Origin of the sequence: Consotaella aegiceratis (assembly GCF_036541425.1) — a bacterium.
In the GTDB taxonomy this organism is placed as follows: domain Bacteria; phylum Pseudomonadota; class Alphaproteobacteria; order Rhizobiales; family Rhizobiaceae; genus Consotaella; species Consotaella aegiceratis.
This window is the reverse complement of sequence record NZ_JAZHFT010000059.1, coordinates 1-21,729: the sequence shown is the minus strand read 5'-3', so window position 1 is coordinate 21,729 and position 21,729 is coordinate 1. Positions and strand designations below refer to the sequence as shown.

Sequence of the window (21,729 nt, the reverse complement as noted above, 5' to 3'; positions counted from 1 at the left end):
GTAGACGTTGTCGGCCATCGAGTGGCACGACACGCAGAACTCCAGTCCGCTGGTCTTTTCGATGGCGTAGTGGACGCCGCCCCAGCCCAGCACGCCGACGAAAACGCCGACGATCAGCAGAACGCCAAGGCCCCACTTGACGCTCGGGCGCCAGAACGCCCTCCAGGCACGTTTGATCATTCTTCTCTCTCGATCGGCCCCCCGGCCGTTCCGGGGACCTGCTGTGCTCATGTCGAGAGGCGGTCTATCAGCCGCTTATGAAGACAGATGCGGACGAATGTGAATGGACCCGGTATCCATGTGAATGAAATGTTTCATGCCCTCGATTCGAGGCAGATCGGGGCGCAAAAATGCATTTTTGACCCGCACCGGCGATCGGAATTTCTACTCGGAAAAATCAACTATCCTCAGCCGCAAACGAAGATGTCGTTGTCGACACGACCGATCCGGATTGGAAATCGGCCGTCGCCCCGGTCGCTCTCAAGTCCTCTCGACAGTGCGTTGCTGTGGACTCGAGGAACGATCCTATCTCTATTTCCCCACCACGCTGCCCCCACGCACGTCGAGCAAGGAAAGCTGCCGGTCCGCTTCGGCCTGCCAAGCCGCCAAAAGCTCCTCGCTGCGCTCGATGAGCATCTTCACCGCGTCAAAGAGACACAGCTCGTCACGATTGGCCGCCGCCTTTTCGATGGTTTCCGCAAACTCGGCGATCCTGTCGGCGCCGACATGGCGCGCTCCGCCCTTCATCCGATGGCCGAGAGCTTCGAGGGCATCGAAATCGTGCCGTTCCGCCGCCAGCCTGACGTCCTGCAACAGCACCCTTTGAGTGGACAAATAAAGGTCTACCAACTTGCGAGCGCCCTCGATCCCCAGATCCCGAGCTTGCTCGCCCACCGCGCCGAGCGTCCCAACCTCGCGCTCCCGGCACTGCGGCCGAAGGCCGATCGCCTCCGCCAGGGCGGCGATCAGGTCCTCACGCTGGAACGGCTTTTCGAGCCAGCCGTCGAAGCCGGCGGAGATATCTCCGGCGTCTCTACCGCCGGCGGAGACCGCCAGGATGGGAACGGCACTGCGCACCGGATGAGAGGCCGCTCTGATCTGACGGCAGGCAGCGGCGCCGCCGAGACGCGGCATGGCGAGATCCATGAGGATCACGTCGAAGTCGCGCGTGGTGGCTGCTTCGACCGCCGCGATCCCATCTTCGGCGATCGTGACGCGATGACCCTCCCGCTCCAGGAGCGTGCGAGCGATCAGCGCGTTGATGGGATTGTCCTCGGCGACGAGGATGTCGAGCTCGGGCAGGTCCTCGCTCCCGTCCTCTGTCGGGGCGCCATCGCACGCCTTTGCCGCCTGCAAGGGAAACACCACGACGAATCGCGTTCCGCTGCCGACCCCGGTCTCGACCGAAATGCTGCCGCCCACCGTCTTGAGGAGCCCCCGGCAGACCGCCAGCCCGAGTCCCGACCCGCCGAAACGCCGCGCCACGCTGCCATCGGCTTGGGCAAAGGGTTCGAAGATGTGTCCGAGCGCCTCCGGCGCGATGCCGATCCCGGTGTCGGCGACGACGAAGCGGACACGGTCGTCTTCCGCCTCGATCCTTTCGGCGGAAAGGCTGACATGTCCCGCCCGGGTGAACTTCGCGGCATTGTCGATGAGGTTCAGCAGAATCTGGCCGAGCTTGCCGGCATCACCCCGCACCATGTCCGGAAGTGCCGGATCGATGGAGACGACGAAATCGAGACCTTTCTGGTCGAGCGTGGAGGACGTGGCCGCCTCCACCATGTGGATGCGCTCCTTCAGGGAAAACGTGGTGTTCTCGACGGCGACGCGGCCACTTTCGAGGCGCGTGAAGTCGAGGATGTCGTTGATGATGTCACGCAGGATCGCACCGGAGCGCTCAAGTGCCTGCACCACGCGCCGCTGCTCCTCGCTCGCCGGCTCGTCCAAGAGCTGGATCGTGCTGAGGATGCCGTGCAGTGGCGTCCGGATCTCATGGCTCATCGTCGCCAGAAACTGCGATTTGACGTGCCCCGCCCGTTCGACCTGGGTGATCAACTCGTCCCGCATCTCGTCGACGCGTTGGCGCAGCCGCTCGTGCTCGAGCGTGCTGCGGCGGAAGTCCTCCAGGGCGGCGGCGATCGAGCCGAGTTCGTCGTGGTTCGACGGGACGGCGAGCGGCGTCGTCAGATCGCCGACGCGAAACCGTTCGAGAGCGGTTTCGATCGCGTCGACAGGCCGGGTCAATCGACGTCGGACGAAGCCGAGTGAGGCGAGCCCGAAACCCAAGGCGGTCAACAGGAAAAGCGTCGAAGCGCTCCCCGCAAGAAGCGCGTTTCGCCGCCGTTCGCCGGCCGTCGCGATCGCGAGATCCAGCGCATGCCGGCCGATGTCGAGGATGCCGTCATAGGCCGACACGCAATTCTCGAACCATTCGGTGACGCCGACAGAAACGTGGCCGTCCTCGTTCAACTGGTTGATCGTACGCGAGATGAGCGCCTGCGCGTTTTCCGTATGGCGGCGCCCGTTCTTCACAAAGGCCGGAAAGCGCGTCGCCTGCGGAAGCTGGTTCGACAGCACGATGAGTTGCGTCCACAACTCGTTGTAGGCGCCGATGTCATCGCGCCATCGCAGCCTCTGCTCGGCGCTCAACGGAATGTCGTTGACGATGTTGGGCCGGAAGTCCGAGCACTGACGGGCATAGCGGTTGCGCACCGCAAACGAGAGTTGCCGAACCGAAAGAAGGTCGCCGAAGCGGCTGTCGATTTTTCGCAATTCATGGCCGGTGTAGGTGCTTGCCGTCGCGATGGCCGCAGCGACCTCGAAAATCGCCATCCGCCAAGACTCGATCTCGAAGAGATTGCGATCGGAGGGCGGCAACGCCTCCTGCTCACGGATCACCGAGTTGAGAACCCGGACCTTTTCGTCAGCCTCCTCCAACTGCCTGGCATTCTGGCCATCGTCGGCGAACGTCTCTCCCATGGCCGCGACGAGCTTGGCGTCGGTCTCGGCGATGAATGCCAGATCGGCTTCGATCGACTGGAGCGGATGCTCCTCGTCCATCAACGCGACACCGATCGTGCCGATCCTCAGGCGGATTTCGCTGGCGGCATTGAACAGAAGCCGATCGACCTCGACCAGGCGGGCGGCGCGATCGGCCGAATAGTAGCTGTTCCACGCAAAGCTGACGATGATCACGGTAATCGCGGCGCCGAAGCTGACAGCAAGCCAGTGGGAAATGAGAATGGTCTTGCTGACGGAACGGTTCTTCATGATGGAGAGGCCGACGGCTCCTGTTCCTGACCGACCGCAGTCCGGAGTCCGCGAGCGATGCGCCATGCCGAAGCGTGAAAGGCGCCCTTGGGTCGGCCGAGGCGCTTTCGAGCGACGTCTCATGAGACGTCCGCGCGATATGCGGCCAAGGAACCCGTCGGCATGCCCGGGGCACCTGCCCCACGGCTTGGGCGCCACGAATGCGAACGATTATGTCGCGCGAGCTTGGAACGCGTCTTGACCCGCATCAAACGATACAACGGCGCGATCGTTTAAGTCGCCGGACATCGGGTCCAATGACGAGCATCGAGAAAGCCCGAGCCATCAGGCCCGTTGCAAGGCCAGCCTCGGATGACATGTCCTGGCGAGGTTCGACCTCCCTGGATGTCCCGTCCGAGCCGGACGATCCTGCATCGCAGCCATAGGTAACGAGTTGGAGGGGGCGCGATGAGCTGTCAGCTGATCGACCGATTTGGACGCCACATCACCTATCTGCGCCTTTCCGTGACCGACCGTTGCGACCTGCGCTGCGTCTATTGCATGTGCGAGCGGATGAAGTTTCTGCCGCACAACGAGCTCCTGACCTTGGAGGAGCTCGACCGCCTCGCGTCGATCTTCATCGAGCGCGGCGTGCGCAAGGTGCGCGTGACCGGAGGCGAACCGCTGGTGCGCAAGGGGGTGATCGGTCTTATGGAAGCGCTCTCCCGGCATCTGCAGACCGGCCGTCTGGACGAGTTGACGCTGACGACCAACGCAACGCTGCTCGCCCATCACGCCGAAAAGCTCGCCTCGATCGGGGTCAGACGGGTCAACGTCTCGCTCGACACGCTGGATGCCGATCGCTACCGCCGCATCACCCGCTACGGCACGCTCAGCAAGGTCATGGAAGGCCTTCTCGTGGCTCAGCAGGCCGGCCTCCGCATCAAGCTCAATGCCGTGGCTTTGAAGGATTCGACGCCCGGCGAAGTCCACGACATGATCGCCTTTGCGCATAGCCATCAGATGGATCTGACGTTTATCGAGACGATGCCTTTGGGCGACATCGAAACCGATCGGGCCGGTCAGTATCTGTCGCTCGACGCCTTGATGCGGGACATCAAAAGCCGCTGGACCGTGACCTCGATCCCCGATCGCACCGGCGGCCCGGCCCGTTATGTCCGGGTGGAGGAAACCGGCGGCCGCCTCGGGTTCATCACGCCGATGACCAACTGCTTCTGCGACGGCTGCAACCGGGTGAGGCTGAGCTGCGCCGGCGTTCTCCACACCTGTCTCGGCCAGGAGGACAGCGTCGACCTGAAGCCGATCCTGCGGGCCTCGGAGAGCGATCAGGCAGTACACGCGGCGATCGACCAGGCCATCGAGACGAAACCGAAGGGGCACGACTTCGTCGCCAACGGCAGCGGCCAGCTGCAGCTGGCGCGCCACATGTCCGCTCTCGGCGGCTAACCGGATCTGCGGCTCTATCCCGGCGGCGTCCCGGTGTCTGCCGGGTGCATGTCGAGCAAGACTTCAAGATCGAACGGGGAGCGGCCGCGACGAAGACGCCGACCGAAACCGTCCGGATCAGCTCAAGAGGCTCCGCCATGCAAACGGCCTCTGGGCCAGGGCGAGCAGCGCGAACCCGCTGGACCAAGCAATAGTGCCGGCGATCAGCAGCGCCATATAGTGATCGAGGGCCAGAGGCGCCCCCACCCGCAAAAAAGCGCCGATGTTGATCAGCAGGATGGCGGCCAGAGCAAGCTTGGCGTCGGCACGGCGCCCGCTGCCGCGCGTCACCGTCAGGCGGGCCATCACGGCAGCCGTCATCGCGCCGATCGCGCCGGCCGTCAAAGCGTGCAGCCCGGCATCGGGCGGGACCAAGGCAAGCGGCTCCGCCGCGAGCGCCGCCATCGCAAGCCCTACGACGAGCCACAGATAGCCGGCATGGAGCGCCAGAACGTCCGCCTGTCGCAGCAGCCAGCCGCGCCATCGCCACAGGCGGATCGCGTTCGCCAGCGTCGCCGCCGTCATCAAGATCGCCGTCGCCGGATGCTGGGGCGCTGCCACCCACGACAGGAGCCCAAGGGAGGACACGATGAGCACAGCGATGTCGTAGCGGCCATAAGGCTCGGGCACGCTTGCGGCTTCGGCTCGGGCGAGTACGTTGCGGGTGAAGCTCGGCACCAGACGGCCGCCGACGGCGGCAATCAGCAGCGCACCGGTGGCAATGCCGAGGCGTGCCGCCGTGGCCGCCCATTCATAGTCGCGATAGTCGGCGGCAAACCAGCGGTGGCCGACGGCGGCGACCGCCAGCAGCGGGAACAGCGTAAGACCGTGCCGGGTCTGGCCCTGCATCTTGATGCGAGCCTCGCGCAGCAGCACCAGCGTCATTGCGGCCGGGAACGCGGCATCCGCCGCCGCTCCGAGCCCGAAGGGTGCGACCAGAGGCACGAGCCGGCCGGCGAGCCATAACCCGAACAGTCCGGCGAGCGACGATCCGGAGGCCGGCAGGCGCCCCGACCAATTGGGCGTCGCCGAGAGAAGATAGCCGGCGATCGCGGCCGGCAGGAAGCCGAAGACCATCTCGTGGGCATGCCACGCCGGCGCGGCCAGTCCGGCCACCTCCGCCACACCGCCGAGAAACACGGCAACCCAGACCGGCACCGCCGTTGCCGCCAGCAACGAGGCGCCCAGGAAGAACGGTCGGAACGAGGCCGCGAACAGCCAACCCGCCTCGGTGCGGGCGCGGGTCGCGGCAAGCGCAGGCGAGGTATCGTGGTCCAACGGTCGCATGGCCGTCGTCATAAGGCGTGAAGGAACCCTGCACGTTGTTCCGCCACAAAGAGCGGCCGGAGCATGGAGCACGGAGCACGGAGCACGGAGCACGGAGCACGGAGCACGGAGACCCCCTGGCCAGGTCTCTTGTCGACATTGCAATGGGGGGCGGATCTCCCGCCTCCGGTCTGTTGCGGGTCGCAACAAGGCCTATCCGATCGATGTGGCTCGCGAGCACCCCCGCGAACCGGGGTCAGCTCAGGCGCGCTGCTGCTGAAGGGCGGCACGGCGCTGCAGGTCGCGCTGCAACTGGTCGACGACGACGGCGGCGATGATCACCAAACCCTTGATCACCATCTGCCAGAAGGCGCTGATGCCCATCATCACCAGACCGTCGGACAGCACGCCGATGACGAAGGCGCCGACGATCGTGCCGCCGATCTTGCCGCGTCCGCCCGACATGGACGTGCCGCCGAGCACGGCCGCAGCAATGGCGTTGAGCTCGAACGTCTCGCCGGTCGCCGGATGCGAGGCGACAAGCTGGGACGAGATGATCAGGCCGACGATCGCCGCGCAGAAGCCGGAGAACATGTAGACGAACATCTTCACCCGGTTCACCCGGACGCCGGAGAGCGCGGCCGCCCGCTCGTTGCCGCCGACGGCGTAGATCTGCCGGCCAAGCGGTGTCTTGGCGGCGAGGTAGGCGGCGCCCAGGCCGACCACCACCAGGATCCAGATCGACAACGGGATGCCCAGTACCGTGCCCGCGCCGATCACCGGAAAGCCGGTGTTGCCGAGCGACGGCTTGCCGATCAGATTGGGGAAGGTCGCGCCGTTCGACGACAGCAGCGCGGCGCCGCGCGCGACGTAGAGCATGCCCAGCGTCGCAATGAACGGCGCCACGTTGAGACGGGTGATCAGCCATCCGTTGACGGCGCCGATCAGGACCCCGAGTACCAGCGTGATCAGGATGACCTCGGGAATGTTGAACCAGATCGTATAGCCGATCGGGCCGAGGTCGATGCCGTAGAGGATGAGCGCGCCGGCGACCATGCCCGCCAGCCCGACGATCGAGCCGACCGAAAGATCGATGCCGCCGGTGATGATGACGAAGGTCATGCCGATCGCCAGGAAGGCGTTCAGCGCGACGTGCTTCGACATGATGATCAGATTGGCCTCGCTGAGGAAGTTCGGAACGGTCAGCGAGAAGAAGACGATGACGGCGAACAGCGCGATGAAGGTGCGCAGGCGCAGCAGGAGCATCTTGATGGAGATGTTGCTGCCGGCCGCTGGCGTCATTCGTTGCGTATGCGCGGTCATTGCACCGTGTCTCCCTGCGCCGGTTCGGTTGCGCGTTGTCCTGCCGGGCCGTGGCCGATCGCCGACGCAGAGACGAGAGCCTCGCGCGTCGCCTCGTCACGCCGGAATTGCCCGGTGACGCGGCCGTTCGACATGACGACGATCCGGTCCGGTATGGCCATGATCTCTTCGAGGTCGGAGGTGATGAAGGCGATCGCCAGGCCGGCCTCGGCCAGCTGCCGCATGGTCTGGAACACCTCGGCCTTGGCGCCGACGTCGATACCGCGCGACGGCTCGTCCAGGAGCAGAACCTTGGGATCGGTCAACAGAGCCCGCCCGATCAAGGCCTTCTGCTGGTTGCCGCCCGACAGAGACGTGATCTCCAGGTCGGTATCCGCGACCTTGACGGTCAGTCGCCGCACCATCTCGGCGATCGCCGAGCGTTCCGGCTTGTTCTGGATATGAAAGCCCCATTTCAGGTACTTGCCGAGGCTGGCGAGCGTCATGTTGTGGCCGACCGACATGATCTGCACCAGCCCGTCGCGCTGCCGGTCCTCGGGCACCAGGGCGAGGCCCGCCTTCAGGCGTTCGTCGACGCGCGGCTTCCCCGCCGGCTCCCCCTCGACCGACACGATACCCTCCGAAACGGCCAGTCGTCCCATCAAGCAGTCGAAGAGTTCGGAACGCCCTGCCCCCATCAGCCCGTAGATGCCGACGATCTCGCCGGCGCGAACCGCGAGGTCGACATGGTCGACCAGATAGCCCCCGCCCTCCCGCGGCAGCGTGATGTTTTCCGCCTGGAGGACGACCGGACCGTCCGCCACCGTAGCCGCCTCGGCCGGAACACGCGACTTGCGGCCGACCATCTTGTCGATGATCCACGAGGTGTCGATCTTCGCGATCTCTTCCTCGGCGATGAACTCCCCATCGCGCAGCACCGTGATCACGTCGCCGATCCGCGGAAGCTCCTCCAAACGATGCGAGATATAGACGATCGAGACGCCCTTGGCCTTCAGCTCCGCGATAGTGCGAAACAACACCTCGACTTCGGCGGCCGAAAGCGCCGAGGTCGGCTCGTCCATGATCAGGATCTTGGCGTCGCGAGCCAGCGACTTGGCGATCTCGATGATCTGCTGCTGGCCGATGCGCAGGTCGCCGACGAGAGTCGTCGGCTCGATGTCCTGTTCGAGCCGCTGCATCAGGTCGCGCGCCACGCGCTGCTGTTCGCGTTGATCGATCGACAGGCCGTACTGCGTGATTTCCCGAGCGATGTGGATGTTCTCGGCGACGTCCATGTTGGGAAACAGGTTCAATTCCTGGAACACGATGCCGATGCCCTTGGCGGACGCATCGAGGGTGCTGTGCAGATCGACCGGCTCGCCGTCGATGACGATGCGGCCCAGCGTCGGTCGTTCGACACCGGCGATGATCTTCATCAGCGTCGACTTGCCCGCCCCGTTCTCGCCGACCAGCACGTTCACCTTGCCGCGATAGACGTTGAAGGTGACGTCCTTGAGCGCGGTGGTGCCGGGATAGAGCTTGACGATATTCTCGGCGCGCAGAACCACCTCGCCGAAGCGACCGGTCATCGGAGCGACCGGTGTATCGGACGCCGGATAGCGCGAAACGGCCTCTTCCGGCATCTTCCTAGTCCTCCAAGCCGAGCGCCAGCGGAGTGACCAGCGGCAGTTCGCCGGCGCCCGGCGCGGTAAAGGCACCGCGAAACTCGACATGACGCCCGACCAGCGTGTCGCGCGGGACGTCCTTCAGGATGGTGTCGCGGATGCGGTCGTTGATGGCGCGCGAAATGCGCGCGAACTCGATCTGGTTGGTCACCGAGCCGAAACGGATGAAGTCGGCGGCGTCGCGCACCGACGTGCCGCGGATGACCGGCCCGATCTGGAGCTGCAGATCGGCCGTGCCGTCGCCCGGCGCCAGATCGACATCGACGGTGCTGGCGCGAGACTCCGTATTCGCCGCCGTGATCGTGCCTTCGCCGACGATCACGAAATTCCAGGGGCTGCCCTCGTCCTTCTCGCGGTGACCGAACTTCGCGCCCGCCGCGTCGACGCCCCCTTGCAGGGCGGCGACGACATCGGCGGCGGGATCCGCCTCGTTCTGAAAGAACGGGACGAGCTGATCGTCCCAAAGCTTGTCGACGAAGGTCTCGGCATTGAACCCCTCCTCGACGAAGCCCGCGCCGGTGCTCGCATTGCCGGCCGTCTGTCCGTCCGAGGCTTCGTTCTTGAGGATCTTGCAGCCCGACGCACCCAGCACGAGGGCTGCGGCGAGACAGCAGCGAAGGACGAGCCGCCCCGAGCGCATCGGGGTCCCGACGGCGTCCGGTCCGCCATCACGGGATGAGAGCAGTGTGTTGGGCATTGGCTACGGCGATCCCGTCTACTGGATACGCACCCCGCCTCGGTCCCACGATCGTCGGCCTGGCGATCACCGGTGGGACGAGGCAGCGAACAAGACGGCCCAGGCGGCGCGAAGCGCAAACCGCCTGGGCCGACCGATCATTCGCTCAGAGCGAAGGTTTCGAGCTGCGACGCATTGTCGGCGTTGATCAGCACGCAATCCATCAGCTGCTTCTCGGGCTGGCCGGTGGAACCGTCAGTGAGGTACTTGTCGGTCTGCTCCACGGCGAGCTGGGCCTGGCGATAGGCCGGCTGCAGGACCGTCGCCTTGATGCCGCCCTCCATGATCGAGTCGCGCACGTCGTTGCTGCCGTCGAAGCCGACGACGATCACGTCTTCCTTGCCGGCCGCCTTCAGCGCCGCCCATGCCCCCATCGCCATGGTGTCGTTGCCGGAGATCACACCCTTGATGTCCGGGTGGGCCTGCAGGATGGTTTCCATCTTCTGATAGGCTTCCGGCTGACTCCAGTTCGCCGACTGCTGGGCGACCATTTCCAGATCCGGATACTGGTCGATCACATCGTGGTAGCCTTGCGAGCGGATGCCGGCATTGGTGTCGGACTCCTTGCCGAGCAGTTCCACGAAGGGACCCTCCTCGCCCATCAGCTTGACGAATTCTTCGCCGCCAAGCGTTGCGCCCTGATAGTTGTTCGACACGATCTGGGCGACGGCGACGTCCGTGGCGTTGATCTCGCGGTCGATCAGGAACGACGGAATTCCAGCGTCCTTGGCCTTCTGCACGGCAGACACCGTCGCGTCGGCGCCGGCGTTGTCGAGAATGATGGCCTTCGCCCCGCGGGCGATCGCCGCGTCGAACAGCTCGTTCTGCTTGTTGGCATCGTCGTCATGCACCATGACGATGGTCTCGTATCCCAATTCTTTCGCCTTGGCTTCGGCGCCTTCGGCTTCGGCCTTGAAGAACGGATTGTCGTGCGAGGGCGTGATGATGGCGATGAGGCCGTCGGCCGCCTGGACGGTGCCGGCGTTCAATGCGATCGCCGCGACCATCCCCGCCGCAGCCATAAAATGAGTTAGCTTCACTGGTTCCTCCCATTTCGGTTTTCCACGATCGGCGGCACGAGATTCACGCTCGCTTTCGCAACCGTCGAGGATCATGCATCGACCCCAACGATTTTGCAAGAAACATCTATCGTTTTTTTTCGAATTTATCGTTTTAATTTGCCATCAGATCCGAATAGGCATAAATACGATAACAAACGGAAGGGCCAAGCCGCATGATCCTATCGCGGCCAGGCAATCATGCGGCAGGAGCAGCGATGACCGAGACGCTACGCCTCGATGGACCCGCCTTGAAGGAAAGGGCGCGCAACATCCGCCGGCGCATTCTTCGGATGAACGCCGCAGCCGGACAGGGGCACACCGGCGCAGACCTGTCTGAAACGGACATTTTGACCGCTCTTTATTTTCGTATCCTCGGCGTTCACGCGGGCTATCCCGACGACCCGTTGCGCGACCGCTTCGTGCTGAGCAAAGGTCATGGCGTCGGCGGCTTTTATTGCATGCTCGCGGAAGCTGGGCTGATCGAAGACTCGTTGCTCGATCAATACCTCGCCTTCGATTCCCTGACGCCGGGCCATCCGGTGCGCCAGAAAAACCGCTTCATCGAGCTCAACACCGGTGCCCTGGGCCATGGCCTGCCCGTGTCGGTCGGACTGGCGCTCGGCGCCAAAAGGTCCGGGCACGGCAACCGCGTCTTCGTTCTTCTCGGCGATGGCGAGCTGCAGGAAGGCTCGAACTGGGAGGCCGCGATGACGGCGGCCCACTACAAGCTGGACAATCTGGTGGTGATCGTCGACCGCAACAACCTGCAGCTCGAAGACCGCACCGAGACCATCCTGGCAATCGAGCCCCTGGCCGACAAATGGCGCGCCTTCGGCTTCGCCGTGCATGAGCTCGACGACGGCAACGACATGGACAAGATCGTCGCCTGCCTGGAAGGGCTGGATCATGACGGCGGACGGCCGCACATGGTGCTGGCCCACACCCGCAAGGGCAACGGCGTCTCGTTCATCGCCGACCAGCCCGCCTGGCACCATCGGGTGCCCACCGAGGAGGAACTGAGCAAAGCGCTCGAGGAACTGAACTGATGGATGCCCAAACCGCCACCGCCGTCGCCGATCAGCCCGTCGACCTGCGCGAGGTCATGATCCAGAGCTTCATCGATGCCGTCGCAGACGGCGTGAACCTGGCCGTCGTGGTCAGCGATTCCAGCAGCACGTCGAAGATCGCGAAATTCCGCAAGCTTCATCCCGAACGGGTCGTCAACGTCGGCATCGCCGAACAGAGCCTGGTGGGAACGGCGGCGGGCCTGGCGCTCAGCGGCTATGTGGCGGTCACCGCCAATGCCGCGCCCTTCCTGCTCAATCGCGCCAACGAGCAGGTGAAGAACGACGTCTGCTATTCCGATACGAACGTCAAGATGATGGGGCTCAATGCCGGCGTCGCCTACGGCCCGCTGGCGAGCACGCACCATGCCATCGACGACGTTTCGATCGTGCGCGGCTTCGGCCGGGTCCGCATCTTCGCGCCGGCCGATCCGGTCGAGGCGAGGCAGATCTTTCGCTATGCCTTCGCCTCCGACGGCCCGATCTATATCCGCATGGACAGCGGCGCCTATCCGCTGCTGCACTCCCCGTCCTACCGCTTCGAACCGGGTGTTCCCGACCTTTTGGCCGAAGGCGAGGACGTTCTGATCGTGTCCTACGGAACCGTGGTGCGAGAGGCGGTCGAGGCGCAAAAGACGCTGGCGGAGGAAGGCATTTCGGCCGGAATTCTCAACGTGTCGTCGATCCGGCCGCTGGACGGCGAGATCTTCGCCGAGTACCTGCGCCAGGCCAAGCGCATCGTCACGGTCGAGGAGCATTCGCTGCACGGCGGCATCGGCGAAATCGTCTGCACGGCGCTGGCCGACCGGCGGATCGCCAGGCCGCTGTCGCGTCTCGGCTTTGCCGACGGCGAATGGGCCAAGGCCGGACCGCGCGCCGCCATCCGGGCCTATCACGGCATCGACTCCTCCGGCATCGCCAAGGCTGTCCGCGAGTTGATGACGGCCGACTGATCTCTCGCAAACTCGCATCCTCCCAAGACGCGAAACGGCGGCTGCCTCGGCAGCCGCCGTTCTGATTTGGGATTGTGATAACTTCAGTGCTTCGATCTGGCGCGCTCGACCGCGTCGAGCCAACCCTCGACGCTGTCCCGGCGCGCCTCGTCCGAGAGTTGCGGCTCGTAGCGTCGCTGCTCGGCAGCGAACAGCTGGGCGGCCTCGTCGTCGTCCCAAAGGCCGGCGGCGACACCGGCCATCGTCGCGGCACCGATGGCGCTCAATTCCTTCACGGAGCCGGTCACCACCGGTCGGCCCAGCAGATCGGCCTGGGTCTGCATGAGGAAGGCACTGCCGCTCGCGCCACCGTCCGCGCTCAGTTGCTGCATCACCGCGCCGAGATCGCGCTCTATGGCCGCGAAGACGTCGCGCACCTGAAAGGCGATCGCCTCCAGGCTGGCACGGGCGAGATGCTCCGGCTCGCTCGACAGCGACAGGCCGGCGAAGAGGCCCCGTGCCTGCGGATCCCAATACGGCGCACCGAGCCCCGCCAGGGCGGGAACGAAATGAACGCCGCCACTGTCGGGGACCGTCAGCGCCAGATCGGTGAGAGCTTCGGCGCCCGCCAGACCGAGCGTCTTCGCCGCCCACGCGGCAGCCTGCCCGGAAACGGTAATGTTGCCCTCCAGCGCGTAGCTGACGGCACCGCCGCGCCGCCAGCCCACCGTGGTCGACAGGCCGTTTCGCGAGACCACCGGCGTGTCGGTCAGCGTCATCAGCGAAGAGCCCGTGCCATAGGTCGCCTTGGTCGTGCCAGGCGCCCGGACGCCGTGGCCGAACAGGGCGGCATGGCTGTCGCCGATCATCGCGCGGATCGGAATCCCGGCCGGCAGGACACCGCCTGCCGTCTCGCCGAAGACGGCATCGGAATCGAGCACGTCCGGCAGGATCGCGGATGGAACCGAAAACAAGGCGCAGAGCTCCTCGCTCCAGCGCTGCCGGCCGATATCGAAGAGTTGGGTGCGCGACGCGTTCGAGGCATCGGTGGCAAAGGATCGGCCGCCGGTCAGGTTGAACAGAAGCCAACTGTCGATCGTGCCGGCGCAGAGATGTCCCGCGTCCGCCAGTGGTCGGGCCTCGGGCAAGTGATCCAGGAGCCAGCCGAGCTTGGCGGCGGGAAACAGCGGATCGAGCGACAACCCGGTCTGGCCAAGCACCAGCGTCTCGGTCTCGGGACTGTGGAGTTGGGCAAGACGATCGGTCGAGCGGCGGCATTGCCAGATGACGCAGGGGCCGACGGGTTCGCCGCTGCGACGATCCCAGAGCAGGATCGACTCGCGCTGATTGGAGATGCCGATGGCGGCGATCGCGGCACCCGAAGCCTGGGACAGACATTCGGAGACGGCGGCCTCGACGGATTTCCAGAGATCAAGACCGGACGCCTCGACCCAACCCGGCTGCGGGTAGCGGATCGTCACGGGAGCCGAGCCGGAGGCGGCGATCGAGCCGTCGCCCCCGATCAGCAGGGCCTTGCTGTTTGTGGTTCCCTGGTCGATGGCTAGGACAAAGCCGGACATCGTCGATCGCGCCCTCCCAGGCAACACCGATGGCAACCCCGGCGGCGCCTCGACGCGCCACCCGCCATCCTCAAACACGCCTCCGCCTTCGTCGGCCGGAGCACCGAACTGCCCTGCGATCGGACACTCGACCGCATACGGCTCATGCGGCTCCGTGCCGGTAGAGCGGCCAGTCGAGATAGCGGGACACCGCCTCCTCGACGACCTCGGCATGGGAGCCGCGGACCATCGCCAAGTGGTGCTCGAAGCCGTTGCGCACGATGAAGCCCAAAAGATCGCGCAGGCGCGGCACCTGCGTGACCGCGATACCGCCGTCCATGCCGAACGGATCGTCGGTGAAGTCGCCTTCCCCCACATAGGCCTTCAGAGACCCCGCCTCATCGTCGCTCGACAGCCGGAAATAGGTCATCGGGCCGGCCTTCACCTTGCCCTTGACTGCGCCGAAGCACTTTTCGCGCCCGATTACGGTTCCCAGCACATCGAGCTCGCCGATCTCCGGCGTCTGGCCGATGAACGACTTGGGGAAATTGCCGCAATGCGTGCAGACGCACTTGTCGGGCTCGCGGCCGTAATTGTTGTTCCAGTCGAGAATGGCCGGCGGCGCGCTCGACGCGAGCGCCAGGGCATACATCGAAATCGCGCCCATCACGTCCACCTCGCAGGCACTCGGCATCAGCCGCTCGCCCATCATCGACATGGAGACGCAGGTCGCGCAGCCGAAATTGTCCTGCAGCGACCGCCAGCACTGGATAGCGCTGGCGTCACATTCGTTTTCCGCGATCCAGCGATCGACGGCGATCGTCCATTTGGCCTGACGCGCGATCTGGCCGCGCTCGATATGCGCCGGAATCGAGCCGTAGCCGACGATTTCGGCCAGCTTGGCTTCGACTGCGGGATCGTCGTCACTCATCGCCGACGCGCTGGCGATCAGTTCGGAGAGGTCGACCGTCACCACGGTGATGCCGACCCGCTGCAACAGCTTTTCCGAATAGCGCATGGTCTGGAAGGCGCCGGTGCGCGCGCCGATCGCGCCGATGCGCGCGTGTCTCAAGCCGCGTACCGTGCGGCAGACACGCGCGAAGCGATCGAGATCGCAGTAAAACTCCTCGCCGGCCACATCGCAGGTGTGCAGCGACGTGTCAGTGAAAGGGATGTCGTACTGGTAGAAGTTGTTGGTGACCGAGATCTTGCCGCAAAAGGCGTCGCGGCGCGAGTGGACGTCGACCTTGTCGATCTCGTCGTTGGACGCCTGCAGCAGGATCGGAACTTTGAGATCGGCGAGATTGACGGTCTCCGCGATCGCGATCTCGTCGCCGAAATTGGGCAGCAGGATCACCAACCCGTCGATTTCGTCGCGGTGCTCCCGCAGGAAATCGGCATAAAGACGCGCATCCTCGCGGCTCTGGACGGCGCCGTTCTCCGTCGCCTCGAACGGCAGAATCCGATAGCCGACGCCCAGCCGATCCAGCTGGGCGATGACCTCCGCACGGCTTGCCTTGGCCGGTTCGCCATTGAAAAACTGGCGGCTGCCGACGATCAGCCCAAACGTGATCGGTTTCTGGAAGTGCCGCATGGGTGCCGTCTCCTCTCCGGCCGAGGAGCCTGTCAACTCCTCAACTGAATTTTCGATTTTTTTCGAATAAACACGAATAGGCCCGTTTGGTCAATTTAGTATTTGCGGTATTGTGGGGCTAAGGGCCTTGGATCCGCAGCGAGCGAAAGGGTATGGCCGCATCGGTCGCGACTTGCGGGCGAGGGAGAAGAAAGGCTAACGATTACAGTCGAAGGCGGGCAAGCCTTGCCAGGTTTGCGGAAACGGCAGACGCGCCCCGTGAAGGTGAGCAATGGATACGGACAGACCTGCACCCCGGAGCGACAATGGTGCGCCGACGGGACGGAAGCTCGCCGCCGGGGCGCGCAACTCCGACGAACGCCGCTCCCTGCTAGCCGAACCGCGCCGCCAGAAGATCCTCGAATGGCTGCAGGAGGAAGGCAGCGCCCGGGTCCGTGACCTCAGCGCCGCCTTCGAGGTGTCGGAAGCGACGATCCGCCAGGATCTGGAACGCCTCGAGGTCGACGGCCATATCGTGCGCGAGCACGGCGGCGCCTACCTCAAGACGGTGCCGCTGCAGGTGCAGACGATGTCGCTGCATCACCACGACAATTTGGAGCGCAAAGCGGCGATCGGCCGCACGGCGGCCGCGCTGGTCAATCACGGCGAGACGATCATCCTCGACGCCGGATCGACCACGACAGCGGTCGCCCAGAACCTCGTCGAGCACCGCGATCTCACGGTGATCACCAACGCCCTGAACATCGCGCTCACCCTCGGCGCGCTGCCGTCCTTCACCGTCCATATGCCAGGCGGCCAGTTCAAGGCGCCGACGCTGTCGCTGTCCGGTGACAAGTCGGTCGACTATTTCCGCGACATCTTCGCGGCCAAGCTGTTCCTGGCCACGGCGGGCGTCGCGGTCGACACCGGCCTCACCTATCCGAGCTTCGCCGACCTTCACCTCAAGCAGGCGATGATCCGGGCGGCCTCGCACGTCTACCTCGTCGCCGACTCCACCAAGATCAACCGCCCGTCCTTCACCCGCCTCGGCACCCTGGAGGTCATCCAGTCCTTCATCACCGACGAGTATATTTCGGACGAGGACGCCAAGGCCTTCGAGCGGCGCGGCATCGAATTGATCATCGCCAGCTAGACCGGCGCGGCATCGGCCGGATTGCCGGTGCCCGCATGGCCGGGTGGTTCGGCGGGATGCCAAGCCGATGGGTGGGCGGTCGCGAGTGCCGTCACGCCAACCGGCTGCTATGCCTGAGCACCAGCCCTCATCCATACCGACTGCACATAGACGTCAGGACGCTTTTTCTCACTCATGGGTCGACACTGATTGCATGGGCCCGCCGTGCACGGCATATGCCCGTCCGCACGCGGCGAGCGGGAGCCTGTGGCGCCAGCGCAATTGAAGTGCGCGGCAAACGATCAGTCGATCGGCCGCGATGGCAGGAAGACAGCGCCGACCGAACGGCGCCCGCCGGCCACAGCCGGCGGACCGCGAGCGGACATCGGCCTGATCGGCAAGCGCGAGGCGGCGAGGCCAGCGCAGACAATCCCTAGAATCTCCGCGTAGACCGCCGGTCGCTTCGAAAGCCTGGCAACCGGCATGGGGCCGCCGGCGGCACCCAAGGGCCTGCCGTGCGCCGCTTCCGGCTCGTCGGCACGGCCGATCGAACTGCGGGGGGTTGGTGCCGAGGCGGCCACACCCGACCGTCGCTCGACAATCGGACCAGAAACAACCAGAGCCGACAAGGACGGCGAATGCTCGGGAGGAGCCTGGAGCGAATTCATGCCCCACAGGGCCAGAGCGAGCGCAAAGAAGCACAGCGCCCGGCCGAGGGTTCCGAGGCTTGGGCCGTCGAATGCACGAATGGACATCAACTGACGGCCCATGGCCGAACCGCCTCGCCCGTTTGGTGCTTGGCTCATAGCATGGCGCGTCACCCCAACACAGCGGGCCAGGACGGATCCTGCTCTCCTGCAACGGCCGTCGCAGCCGCCCCGCATGACGATGGTCCGTGCGTCACCGGCGCAAGCTCTCAGCCCGATCCGTTCTGCGGCTGTTCGCCCGAAAAAAGCGCCCGGTGAGCACGCAGCAACGCAACCAGCCGGTCACGGACGAGCATGACCGGAGGTGCTCTCCGACCCTCGCGATGGCTGACCAGCCATTGCTCGGCCTGGAGCTCCGGAATCGGCGTTCCGACCCGCACCAGATCCGGATCGGCGTCGCCCACGAAACAGGGGAAAATGCCGGTGCCGGCACCTCCGGCGACCAGATCGCGCACGGCGCGGGCATCGTTGCCGCGCACTCCCACCCGATCGCCGAAATGCGCCATGAGCCAGCGGGCAGGCCTGAGATTGGCGCCGTCGCCCGTCACCGCGACCATCGGCGATCGATCGGCCGTAGCCGACGCATGCCGTGCGGCATAGAGGCAATAGGCGACGTCGCTCATGCGGCGGGCGGCCAGCGCGGCCTCGGTCGGCCGGTCGCTGCGCATCCCGATATCCGCATTGTGACGGCCGATGTCGATCTTCTCGTAAGCGGTCACGAACTCGATCCGGAACGGGTCGGCTTGCGTCCAGATCCGGGCGATGTGCCGGGACAGCCAATGGGAGGTCCAGGTCCCCGCGGAAATTCGCACCACCCGCTGGCCCGCCGTTTCGTCACGCCAGGCCAGGACGGCGCGCATGGCGAATTCCACCTCCTCGGCGCGCGGCAGCAATTGCTCGCCCGCCGCGGTCAGGCTGTAGCCGGTCTGGGCACGATGGAACAGCGGCTCGCCCAGCCGCTCCTCCAGGCTCGCGAGCCTTCGCCCGAGCGTCGCCGCACTGAGCCCCGTCGTCGGCGCGGCCGCGGTCAACCCGCCGAGCCGGGCAACGCTCAGGAACAGCCGAAGATCATCCCAGTCGAGGTTCATTTTTCAATACTGCAAGAACCGTTTCAACCTCATCTGTAGCGCATGGCGGGCCTCTGCTGCAATCGTCGTCCAAAGATCGATGAGTCACATCGCTTTATTTTGCAATTCCGTAAAGCCACGGAGGACGACATGGCAACGACGGCATCCACTCGGAGATTGGGACGCAGCGGCATTGCCGTGAGCGCCATCGGATTGGGTGGCTGGGCCATCGGCGGCCCCTTCACCCTCGACGGCAGACCGGACGGCTGGGGCGATGTCGACGATGCGCAGTCGCTGCGTGCCATCCAGGCTGCGGTCGACTACGGCGTCACACTGATCGACACCGCCGACGTCTATGGCGCTGGGCATAGCGAACGCGTCGTCGGTCGAGCGATTGCCGGGCGTCGCGACAGGATCGTCGTCGCCACCAAGTTCGGCTATCTCTACAACGAAGCGACCCGTGTCGTCGGTGGCACCGACGTCTCGCCGGCTTATGTCGAAAAGGCCGTCCAGCGCTCGCTCGCGCGACTCGGAACGGACTATATCGACCTCTATCAGATCCATGTCGGCACACTGGATGCGGATGCGCTACCGCCCCTCGCCGAGGCGCTGGAACGGCTGGCCGAGGCCGGAACGATCCGCGCATGGGGGTGGAGCACCGACGATGCCGCCCATGTCGAAGGCCTGCTCGTCTATCCGCACTTCGCGGCGGTGCAACAAGATCTCAACCTGTTCGTCGGCAACGGCGAGCTTTTGGCGCTCGCGGAGAGAGGCGACCTGGCGAGCCTCAACCGTTCGCCGCTCGCCATGGGCCTGTTGAGCGGCAAGTTCGACCGGACGGCTCGACTCGGACCGGACGACGTGCGCGGCGCGGGCCATTCCTGGGTGCGCTATTTCAAGAACGGACAGCCGGAGCCCCATTTCCTGGAGCAGCTGGCGGCGGTGCGCGACCTGCTGCGAACCGGCGGTCGCAATCTGGCCCAGGGAGCACTCGGCTGGCTTCTGGCGCAGTCGCCGGCCACGATCCCAATTCCCGGTTTCAAGACCGAGCGCCAGGCCAGGGAAAACGCTCGCGCTCTGAGCTTCGGACCATTGCCACAGGATGTGGTCACCCGGATCGCCGCGGTTCTCGAAGGGTTCGACCGAAGGATGGAAGACGACGCCGACGAAGTTCGCTAGGATCCAGGCGGCATCGGTCCGGTGTCACTGGTCCAGTGTCATTCGCCCTTGTTCGAGAAGGATCCGCGATGGCAAACGAGAACCTGACGATCGCGCTGATATCGCCGGGTGCGATGGGCAGCGCCGTGGCGTCACGGCTGACGGCCGCGGGCTTCACCGTCTTGACCTCCTTGGAAGGGCGAAGTAACCGCACGCGAGACCGGGCAAGGGCCGCCGGCATGCAGCCGGTCGGCGATGCCGATCTGGCGGCCGCCGATATCGTCCTGTCCGTCGTGCCTCCAGCAGATGCGCTGCCGCTGGTCGAACGGCTGCTGCCGCATATTGCCGCCCGCCCGGATAAGCCGCTCTACGTCGATGCCAACGCGCTCAGCCCGGGGTCCAAGCGGCACTTGGCGGAGCGCCTGCAATCGTCCGATTGCACCATGGTCGACGGGTCCATCATCGGCCCGCCGCCCCTCGACGACGGCAGACGGACGAGCCTCTTTCTCGCCGGTCCGCGTGCGGCGGAAGTCGCGATCCTCGATGGTCCCGGGTTGGCCGTCACGGTGCTGGACGGGCCGGTGGGTGCCGCAGCGGCGCTCAAAATGTGCTTCGGGGGCATCAACAAGGGGATCATCGGCCTCGCCGCGGCGATGCTGCTGGCCGCCGAACGCCATGGCGCAGCCGAGGCACTCAGAGCCGAGCTGGGCGCACGACTGCCCGACCTGATGGCGCGCTTCGAGAAGTCGATGCCGGACATGTTTCCGAAGGCCTATCGCTGGGTTGCCGAGATGCGCGAGATCGCGCAGTTCCTGGTCGACGATCCCGACGCGGCCAAGCTGTTCGAAGGCCTGGCCGGCACCTACGAGCACCTCGCGACCGACATGGAAGGCGTTCAAAGCGAGATCGGTGTGCTGAAGCGCGCCGTCGAGCCGCGGTGAACGAGATTCAGGATGCTCGCCCCCGACATGTCGGCACGGCACCCGCGGATGGCGCTGTGGCAACGTCGATCAGCCGGTCGCAAACATGTCGATTGCGCCGCATCCTCTCTGGTTTTGGACTTCAGTGAATTTGTATTGGAGGGGACTGGCATGGAGCGGATCAGCGGCGGTTGTTTGTGCGGGGATGTACGGTTTGTTGCGACGGGGCGGCCGTATCGGGTTGGAATTTGTCACTGTCTGGACTGCCGCAAACATCATGGGGCGCTTTTCCACGCCTCTGCGGTGTTTCCTCAGGACGCGGTTCAGGTTTCGGGGGCTCCTAGGGAGTACGGCGGTCGGTATTTTTGCGGATCTTGCGGATCGTCGGTTTTTTCGCGGACGGCGGACGAGGTGGAGGTGAACCTGGGTTCGCTGGATCAGACGGATTGTTTCGAGCCGAGCTACGAGCTCTGGGGCTCGCGCCGGGAGCGTTGGCTGCCGCGGTTTGCGGGTGTTCGGCGCTATGAGTTCGATCGGGAGGGTTCGGGCCGGCTTGAGGGGGGCGAGGCGTAACGGGCGGGAGGACGCTGTTTTCGGTCTCGGCGAAGTGTCCGGAGGCGGCGTCTAGACGACAAAAAGCCCTGCCGATGGGATTGGGCAGGGCTTTGGGGAGGGTTTGAAGAGGGAGAAGCTTGGAATTGGCAGACCTGGCAGCGACCGACTTTCCCGCGTCTTAAGACGAAGTATCATAGGCGCTGGGGCGTTTCACGGCCGAGTTCGGAATGGGATCGGGTGCGGCCGCCCCGCTGTAA

At 65.2% G+C, this 21,729-nt stretch carries 17 protein-coding genes and 1 rRNA gene; 7 read left to right on the top strand and 11 right to left on the bottom strand.

Annotated features, from left to right (window positions below; all coding sequences use genetic code 11):
* Together SMD10_RS23030 and SMD10_RS23025 are read right to left on the bottom strand one after the other, a co-directional pair.
* Window positions 1–180: NapC/NirT family cytochrome c (locus SMD10_RS23030; protein WP_331688088.1), on the bottom strand; the 180-nt coding region annotated here is incomplete at its 3' end.
* 351 nt (window positions 181–531) lie between these two features.
* Window positions 532–3,270, bottom strand: coding sequence for an ATP-binding protein (locus SMD10_RS23025; RefSeq protein WP_331688087.1), 2,739 nt, complete (start codon window positions 3,268–3,270; stop codon window positions 532–534).
* Window positions 3,271–3,717: 447 nt separating this feature from the next.
* Here SMD10_RS23025 and moaA point away from each other — a divergent pair, with 447 nt between their 5' ends.
* The gene (moaA, locus tag SMD10_RS23020; RefSeq protein ID WP_331688086.1) at window positions 3,718–4,716 is read left to right on the top strand and encodes a GTP 3',8-cyclase MoaA; all 999 of its coding nucleotides are present in this window, start codon (window positions 3,718–3,720) and stop codon (window positions 4,714–4,716) included.
* A 117-nt stretch (window positions 4,717–4,833) separates the two neighbouring features.
* On the opposite strand, the gene SMD10_RS23015 is transcribed toward moaA, so the two are convergent.
* The 5 genes from SMD10_RS23015 to SMD10_RS22995 form a co-directional block, all read right to left on the bottom strand.
* The gene (locus tag SMD10_RS23015) at window positions 4,834–6,042 is read right to left on the bottom strand and encodes an NnrS family protein (RefSeq protein WP_331688085.1); all 1,209 of its coding nucleotides are present in this window, start codon (window positions 6,040–6,042) and stop codon (window positions 4,834–4,836) included.
* Window positions 6,043–6,282: 240 nt separating this feature from the next.
* The gene (locus SMD10_RS23010; RefSeq protein WP_432757305.1) at window positions 6,283–7,323 is read right to left on the bottom strand and encodes an ABC transporter permease; all 1,041 of its coding nucleotides are present in this window, start codon (window positions 7,321–7,323) and stop codon (window positions 6,283–6,285) included.
* A 17-nt stretch (window positions 7,324–7,340) separates the two neighbouring features.
* On the bottom strand, window positions 7,341–8,912 hold the full coding sequence (locus SMD10_RS23005) for a sugar ABC transporter ATP-binding protein (protein WP_331688091.1): 1,572 nt from the start codon (window positions 8,910–8,912) through the stop codon (window positions 7,341–7,343).
* A 58-nt stretch (window positions 8,913–8,970) separates the two neighbouring features.
* The gene (locus tag SMD10_RS23000) at window positions 8,971–9,705 is read right to left on the bottom strand and encodes a DUF2291 family protein (protein ID WP_331688083.1); all 735 of its coding nucleotides are present in this window, start codon (window positions 9,703–9,705) and stop codon (window positions 8,971–8,973) included.
* Window positions 9,706–9,842: 137 nt separating this feature from the next.
* Window positions 9,843–10,751 (bottom strand): D-ribose ABC transporter substrate-binding protein, encoded by a 909-nt coding sequence (locus SMD10_RS22995; protein ID WP_331688090.1) that lies wholly within the window; start codon window positions 10,749–10,751, stop codon window positions 9,843–9,845.
* Between the two features lie 269 nt (window positions 10,752–11,020).
* Between SMD10_RS22995 and SMD10_RS22990 the strand changes: the two genes are divergently transcribed.
* Window positions 11,021–11,851, top strand: coding sequence for a transketolase (locus tag SMD10_RS22990; RefSeq protein WP_331688082.1), 831 nt, complete (start codon window positions 11,021–11,023; stop codon window positions 11,849–11,851).
* Window positions 11,851–12,822, top strand: a complete 972-nt coding sequence (locus SMD10_RS22985; RefSeq protein ID WP_331688081.1) for a transketolase family protein — start codon at window positions 11,851–11,853, stop codon at window positions 12,820–12,822. The genes SMD10_RS22990 and SMD10_RS22985 overlap by 1 nt, the downstream gene beginning before the upstream one ends.
* A gap of 83 nt (window positions 12,823–12,905) precedes the next feature.
* Here the strand turns inward: SMD10_RS22985 and SMD10_RS22980 are convergent, their stop codons facing one another.
* Together SMD10_RS22980 and SMD10_RS22975 are read right to left on the bottom strand one after the other, a co-directional pair.
* Window positions 12,906–14,381: an FGGY family carbohydrate kinase gene (locus tag SMD10_RS22980; RefSeq protein ID WP_331688080.1), complete on the bottom strand. Its 1,476-nt coding sequence runs from the start codon at window positions 14,379–14,381 to the stop codon at window positions 12,906–12,908.
* A gap of 142 nt (window positions 14,382–14,523) precedes the next feature.
* The gene (locus SMD10_RS22975) at window positions 14,524–15,954 is read right to left on the bottom strand and encodes an L-fucose/L-arabinose isomerase family protein (protein WP_331688079.1); all 1,431 of its coding nucleotides are present in this window, start codon (window positions 15,952–15,954) and stop codon (window positions 14,524–14,526) included.
* 271 nt (window positions 15,955–16,225) lie between these two features.
* On the opposite strand from SMD10_RS22975, the gene SMD10_RS22970 reads away from it, so the two are divergent.
* A complete protein-coding gene (locus tag SMD10_RS22970; protein ID WP_331688078.1) occupies window positions 16,226–17,086 on the top strand; it encodes a DeoR/GlpR family DNA-binding transcription regulator in 861 nt (286 codons plus the stop codon).
* An 895-nt stretch (window positions 17,087–17,981) separates the two neighbouring features.
* On the opposite strand, the gene SMD10_RS22965 is transcribed toward SMD10_RS22970, so the two are convergent.
* Window positions 17,982–18,860 carry a LysR family transcriptional regulator gene (locus SMD10_RS22965; RefSeq protein ID WP_331688077.1) on the bottom strand — a complete coding sequence of 293 codons (879 nt, stop codon included), beginning with the start codon at window positions 18,858–18,860 and terminating at the stop codon, window positions 17,982–17,984.
* A gap of 129 nt (window positions 18,861–18,989) precedes the next feature.
* Here SMD10_RS22965 and SMD10_RS22960 point away from each other — a divergent pair, with 129 nt between their 5' ends.
* From SMD10_RS22960 to SMD10_RS22950, 3 genes are all read left to right on the top strand, one after another.
* Window positions 18,990–20,018: an aldo/keto reductase gene (locus SMD10_RS22960; RefSeq protein ID WP_331688076.1), complete on the top strand. Its 1,029-nt coding sequence runs from the start codon at window positions 18,990–18,992 to the stop codon at window positions 20,016–20,018.
* Window positions 20,019–20,086: 68 nt separating this feature from the next.
* Complete coding sequence (locus tag SMD10_RS22955) at window positions 20,087–20,938, top strand: NAD(P)-dependent oxidoreductase (protein WP_331688075.1); 852 nt, start codon at window positions 20,087–20,089, stop codon at window positions 20,936–20,938.
* A gap of 150 nt (window positions 20,939–21,088) precedes the next feature.
* Complete coding sequence (locus SMD10_RS22950) at window positions 21,089–21,490, top strand: GFA family protein (RefSeq protein WP_331688089.1); 402 nt, start codon at window positions 21,089–21,091, stop codon at window positions 21,488–21,490.
* Window positions 21,491–21,622: 132 nt separating this feature from the next.
* Here the strand turns inward: SMD10_RS22950 and rrf are convergent.
* A 5S ribosomal RNA gene (rrf, locus tag SMD10_RS22945) occupies window positions 21,623–21,729 on the bottom strand; the annotation flags it as partial.

Excerpts from the sequence above, each read along its gene's own strand:
- SMD10_RS23025 (WP_331688087.1), bottom strand. The coding sequence starts at position 3,270 with ATGAAGAACCGTTCCGTCAGCAAGACCATTCTCATTTCCCACTGGCTT.
- SMD10_RS23005 (WP_331688091.1), bottom strand. The coding sequence starts at position 8,912 with ATGACCGGTCGCTTCGGCGAGGTGGTTCTGCGCGCCGAGAATATCGTC.
- SMD10_RS23000 (WP_331688083.1), bottom strand. The coding sequence starts at position 9,705 with ATGCCCAACACACTGCTCTCATCCCGTGATGGCGGACCGGACGCCGTC.
- SMD10_RS22985 (WP_331688081.1), top strand. The coding sequence starts at position 11,851 with ATGGATGCCCAAACCGCCACCGCCGTCGCCGATCAGCCCGTCGACCTG.
- SMD10_RS22975 (WP_331688079.1), bottom strand. The coding sequence starts at position 15,954 with ATGCGGCACTTCCAGAAACCGATCACGTTTGGGCTGATCGTCGGCAGC.
- SMD10_RS22980 (WP_331688080.1), bottom strand. The coding sequence starts at position 14,381 with ATGTCCGGCTTTGTCCTAGCCATCGACCAGGGAACCACAAACAGCAAG.
- SMD10_RS22950 (WP_331688089.1), top strand. The coding sequence starts at position 21,089 with ATGGAGCGGATCAGCGGCGGTTGTTTGTGCGGGGATGTACGGTTTGTT.
- SMD10_RS22970 (WP_331688078.1), top strand. The coding sequence starts at position 16,226 with ATGGATACGGACAGACCTGCACCCCGGAGCGACAATGGTGCGCCGACG.
- SMD10_RS22965 (WP_331688077.1), bottom strand. The coding sequence starts at position 18,860 with ATGAACCTCGACTGGGATGATCTTCGGCTGTTCCTGAGCGTTGCCCGG.
- SMD10_RS23015 (WP_331688085.1), bottom strand. The coding sequence starts at position 6,042 with ATGCGACCGTTGGACCACGATACCTCGCCTGCGCTTGCCGCGACCCGC.
- moaA (WP_331688086.1), top strand. The coding sequence starts at position 3,718 with ATGAGCTGTCAGCTGATCGACCGATTTGGACGCCACATCACCTATCTG.
- SMD10_RS22990 (WP_331688082.1), top strand. The coding sequence starts at position 11,021 with ATGACCGAGACGCTACGCCTCGATGGACCCGCCTTGAAGGAAAGGGCG.
- SMD10_RS22960 (WP_331688076.1), top strand. The coding sequence starts at position 18,990 with ATGGCAACGACGGCATCCACTCGGAGATTGGGACGCAGCGGCATTGCC.
- SMD10_RS22995 (WP_331688090.1), bottom strand. The coding sequence starts at position 10,751 with ATGGTCGCGGCGATCGCATTGAACGCCGGCACCGTCCAGGCGGCCGAC.
- SMD10_RS23010 (WP_432757305.1), bottom strand. The coding sequence starts at position 7,323 with ATGACGCCAGCGGCCGGCAGCAACATCTCCATCAAGATGCTCCTGCTG.
- SMD10_RS22955 (WP_331688075.1), top strand. The coding sequence starts at position 20,087 with ATGGCAAACGAGAACCTGACGATCGCGCTGATATCGCCGGGTGCGATG.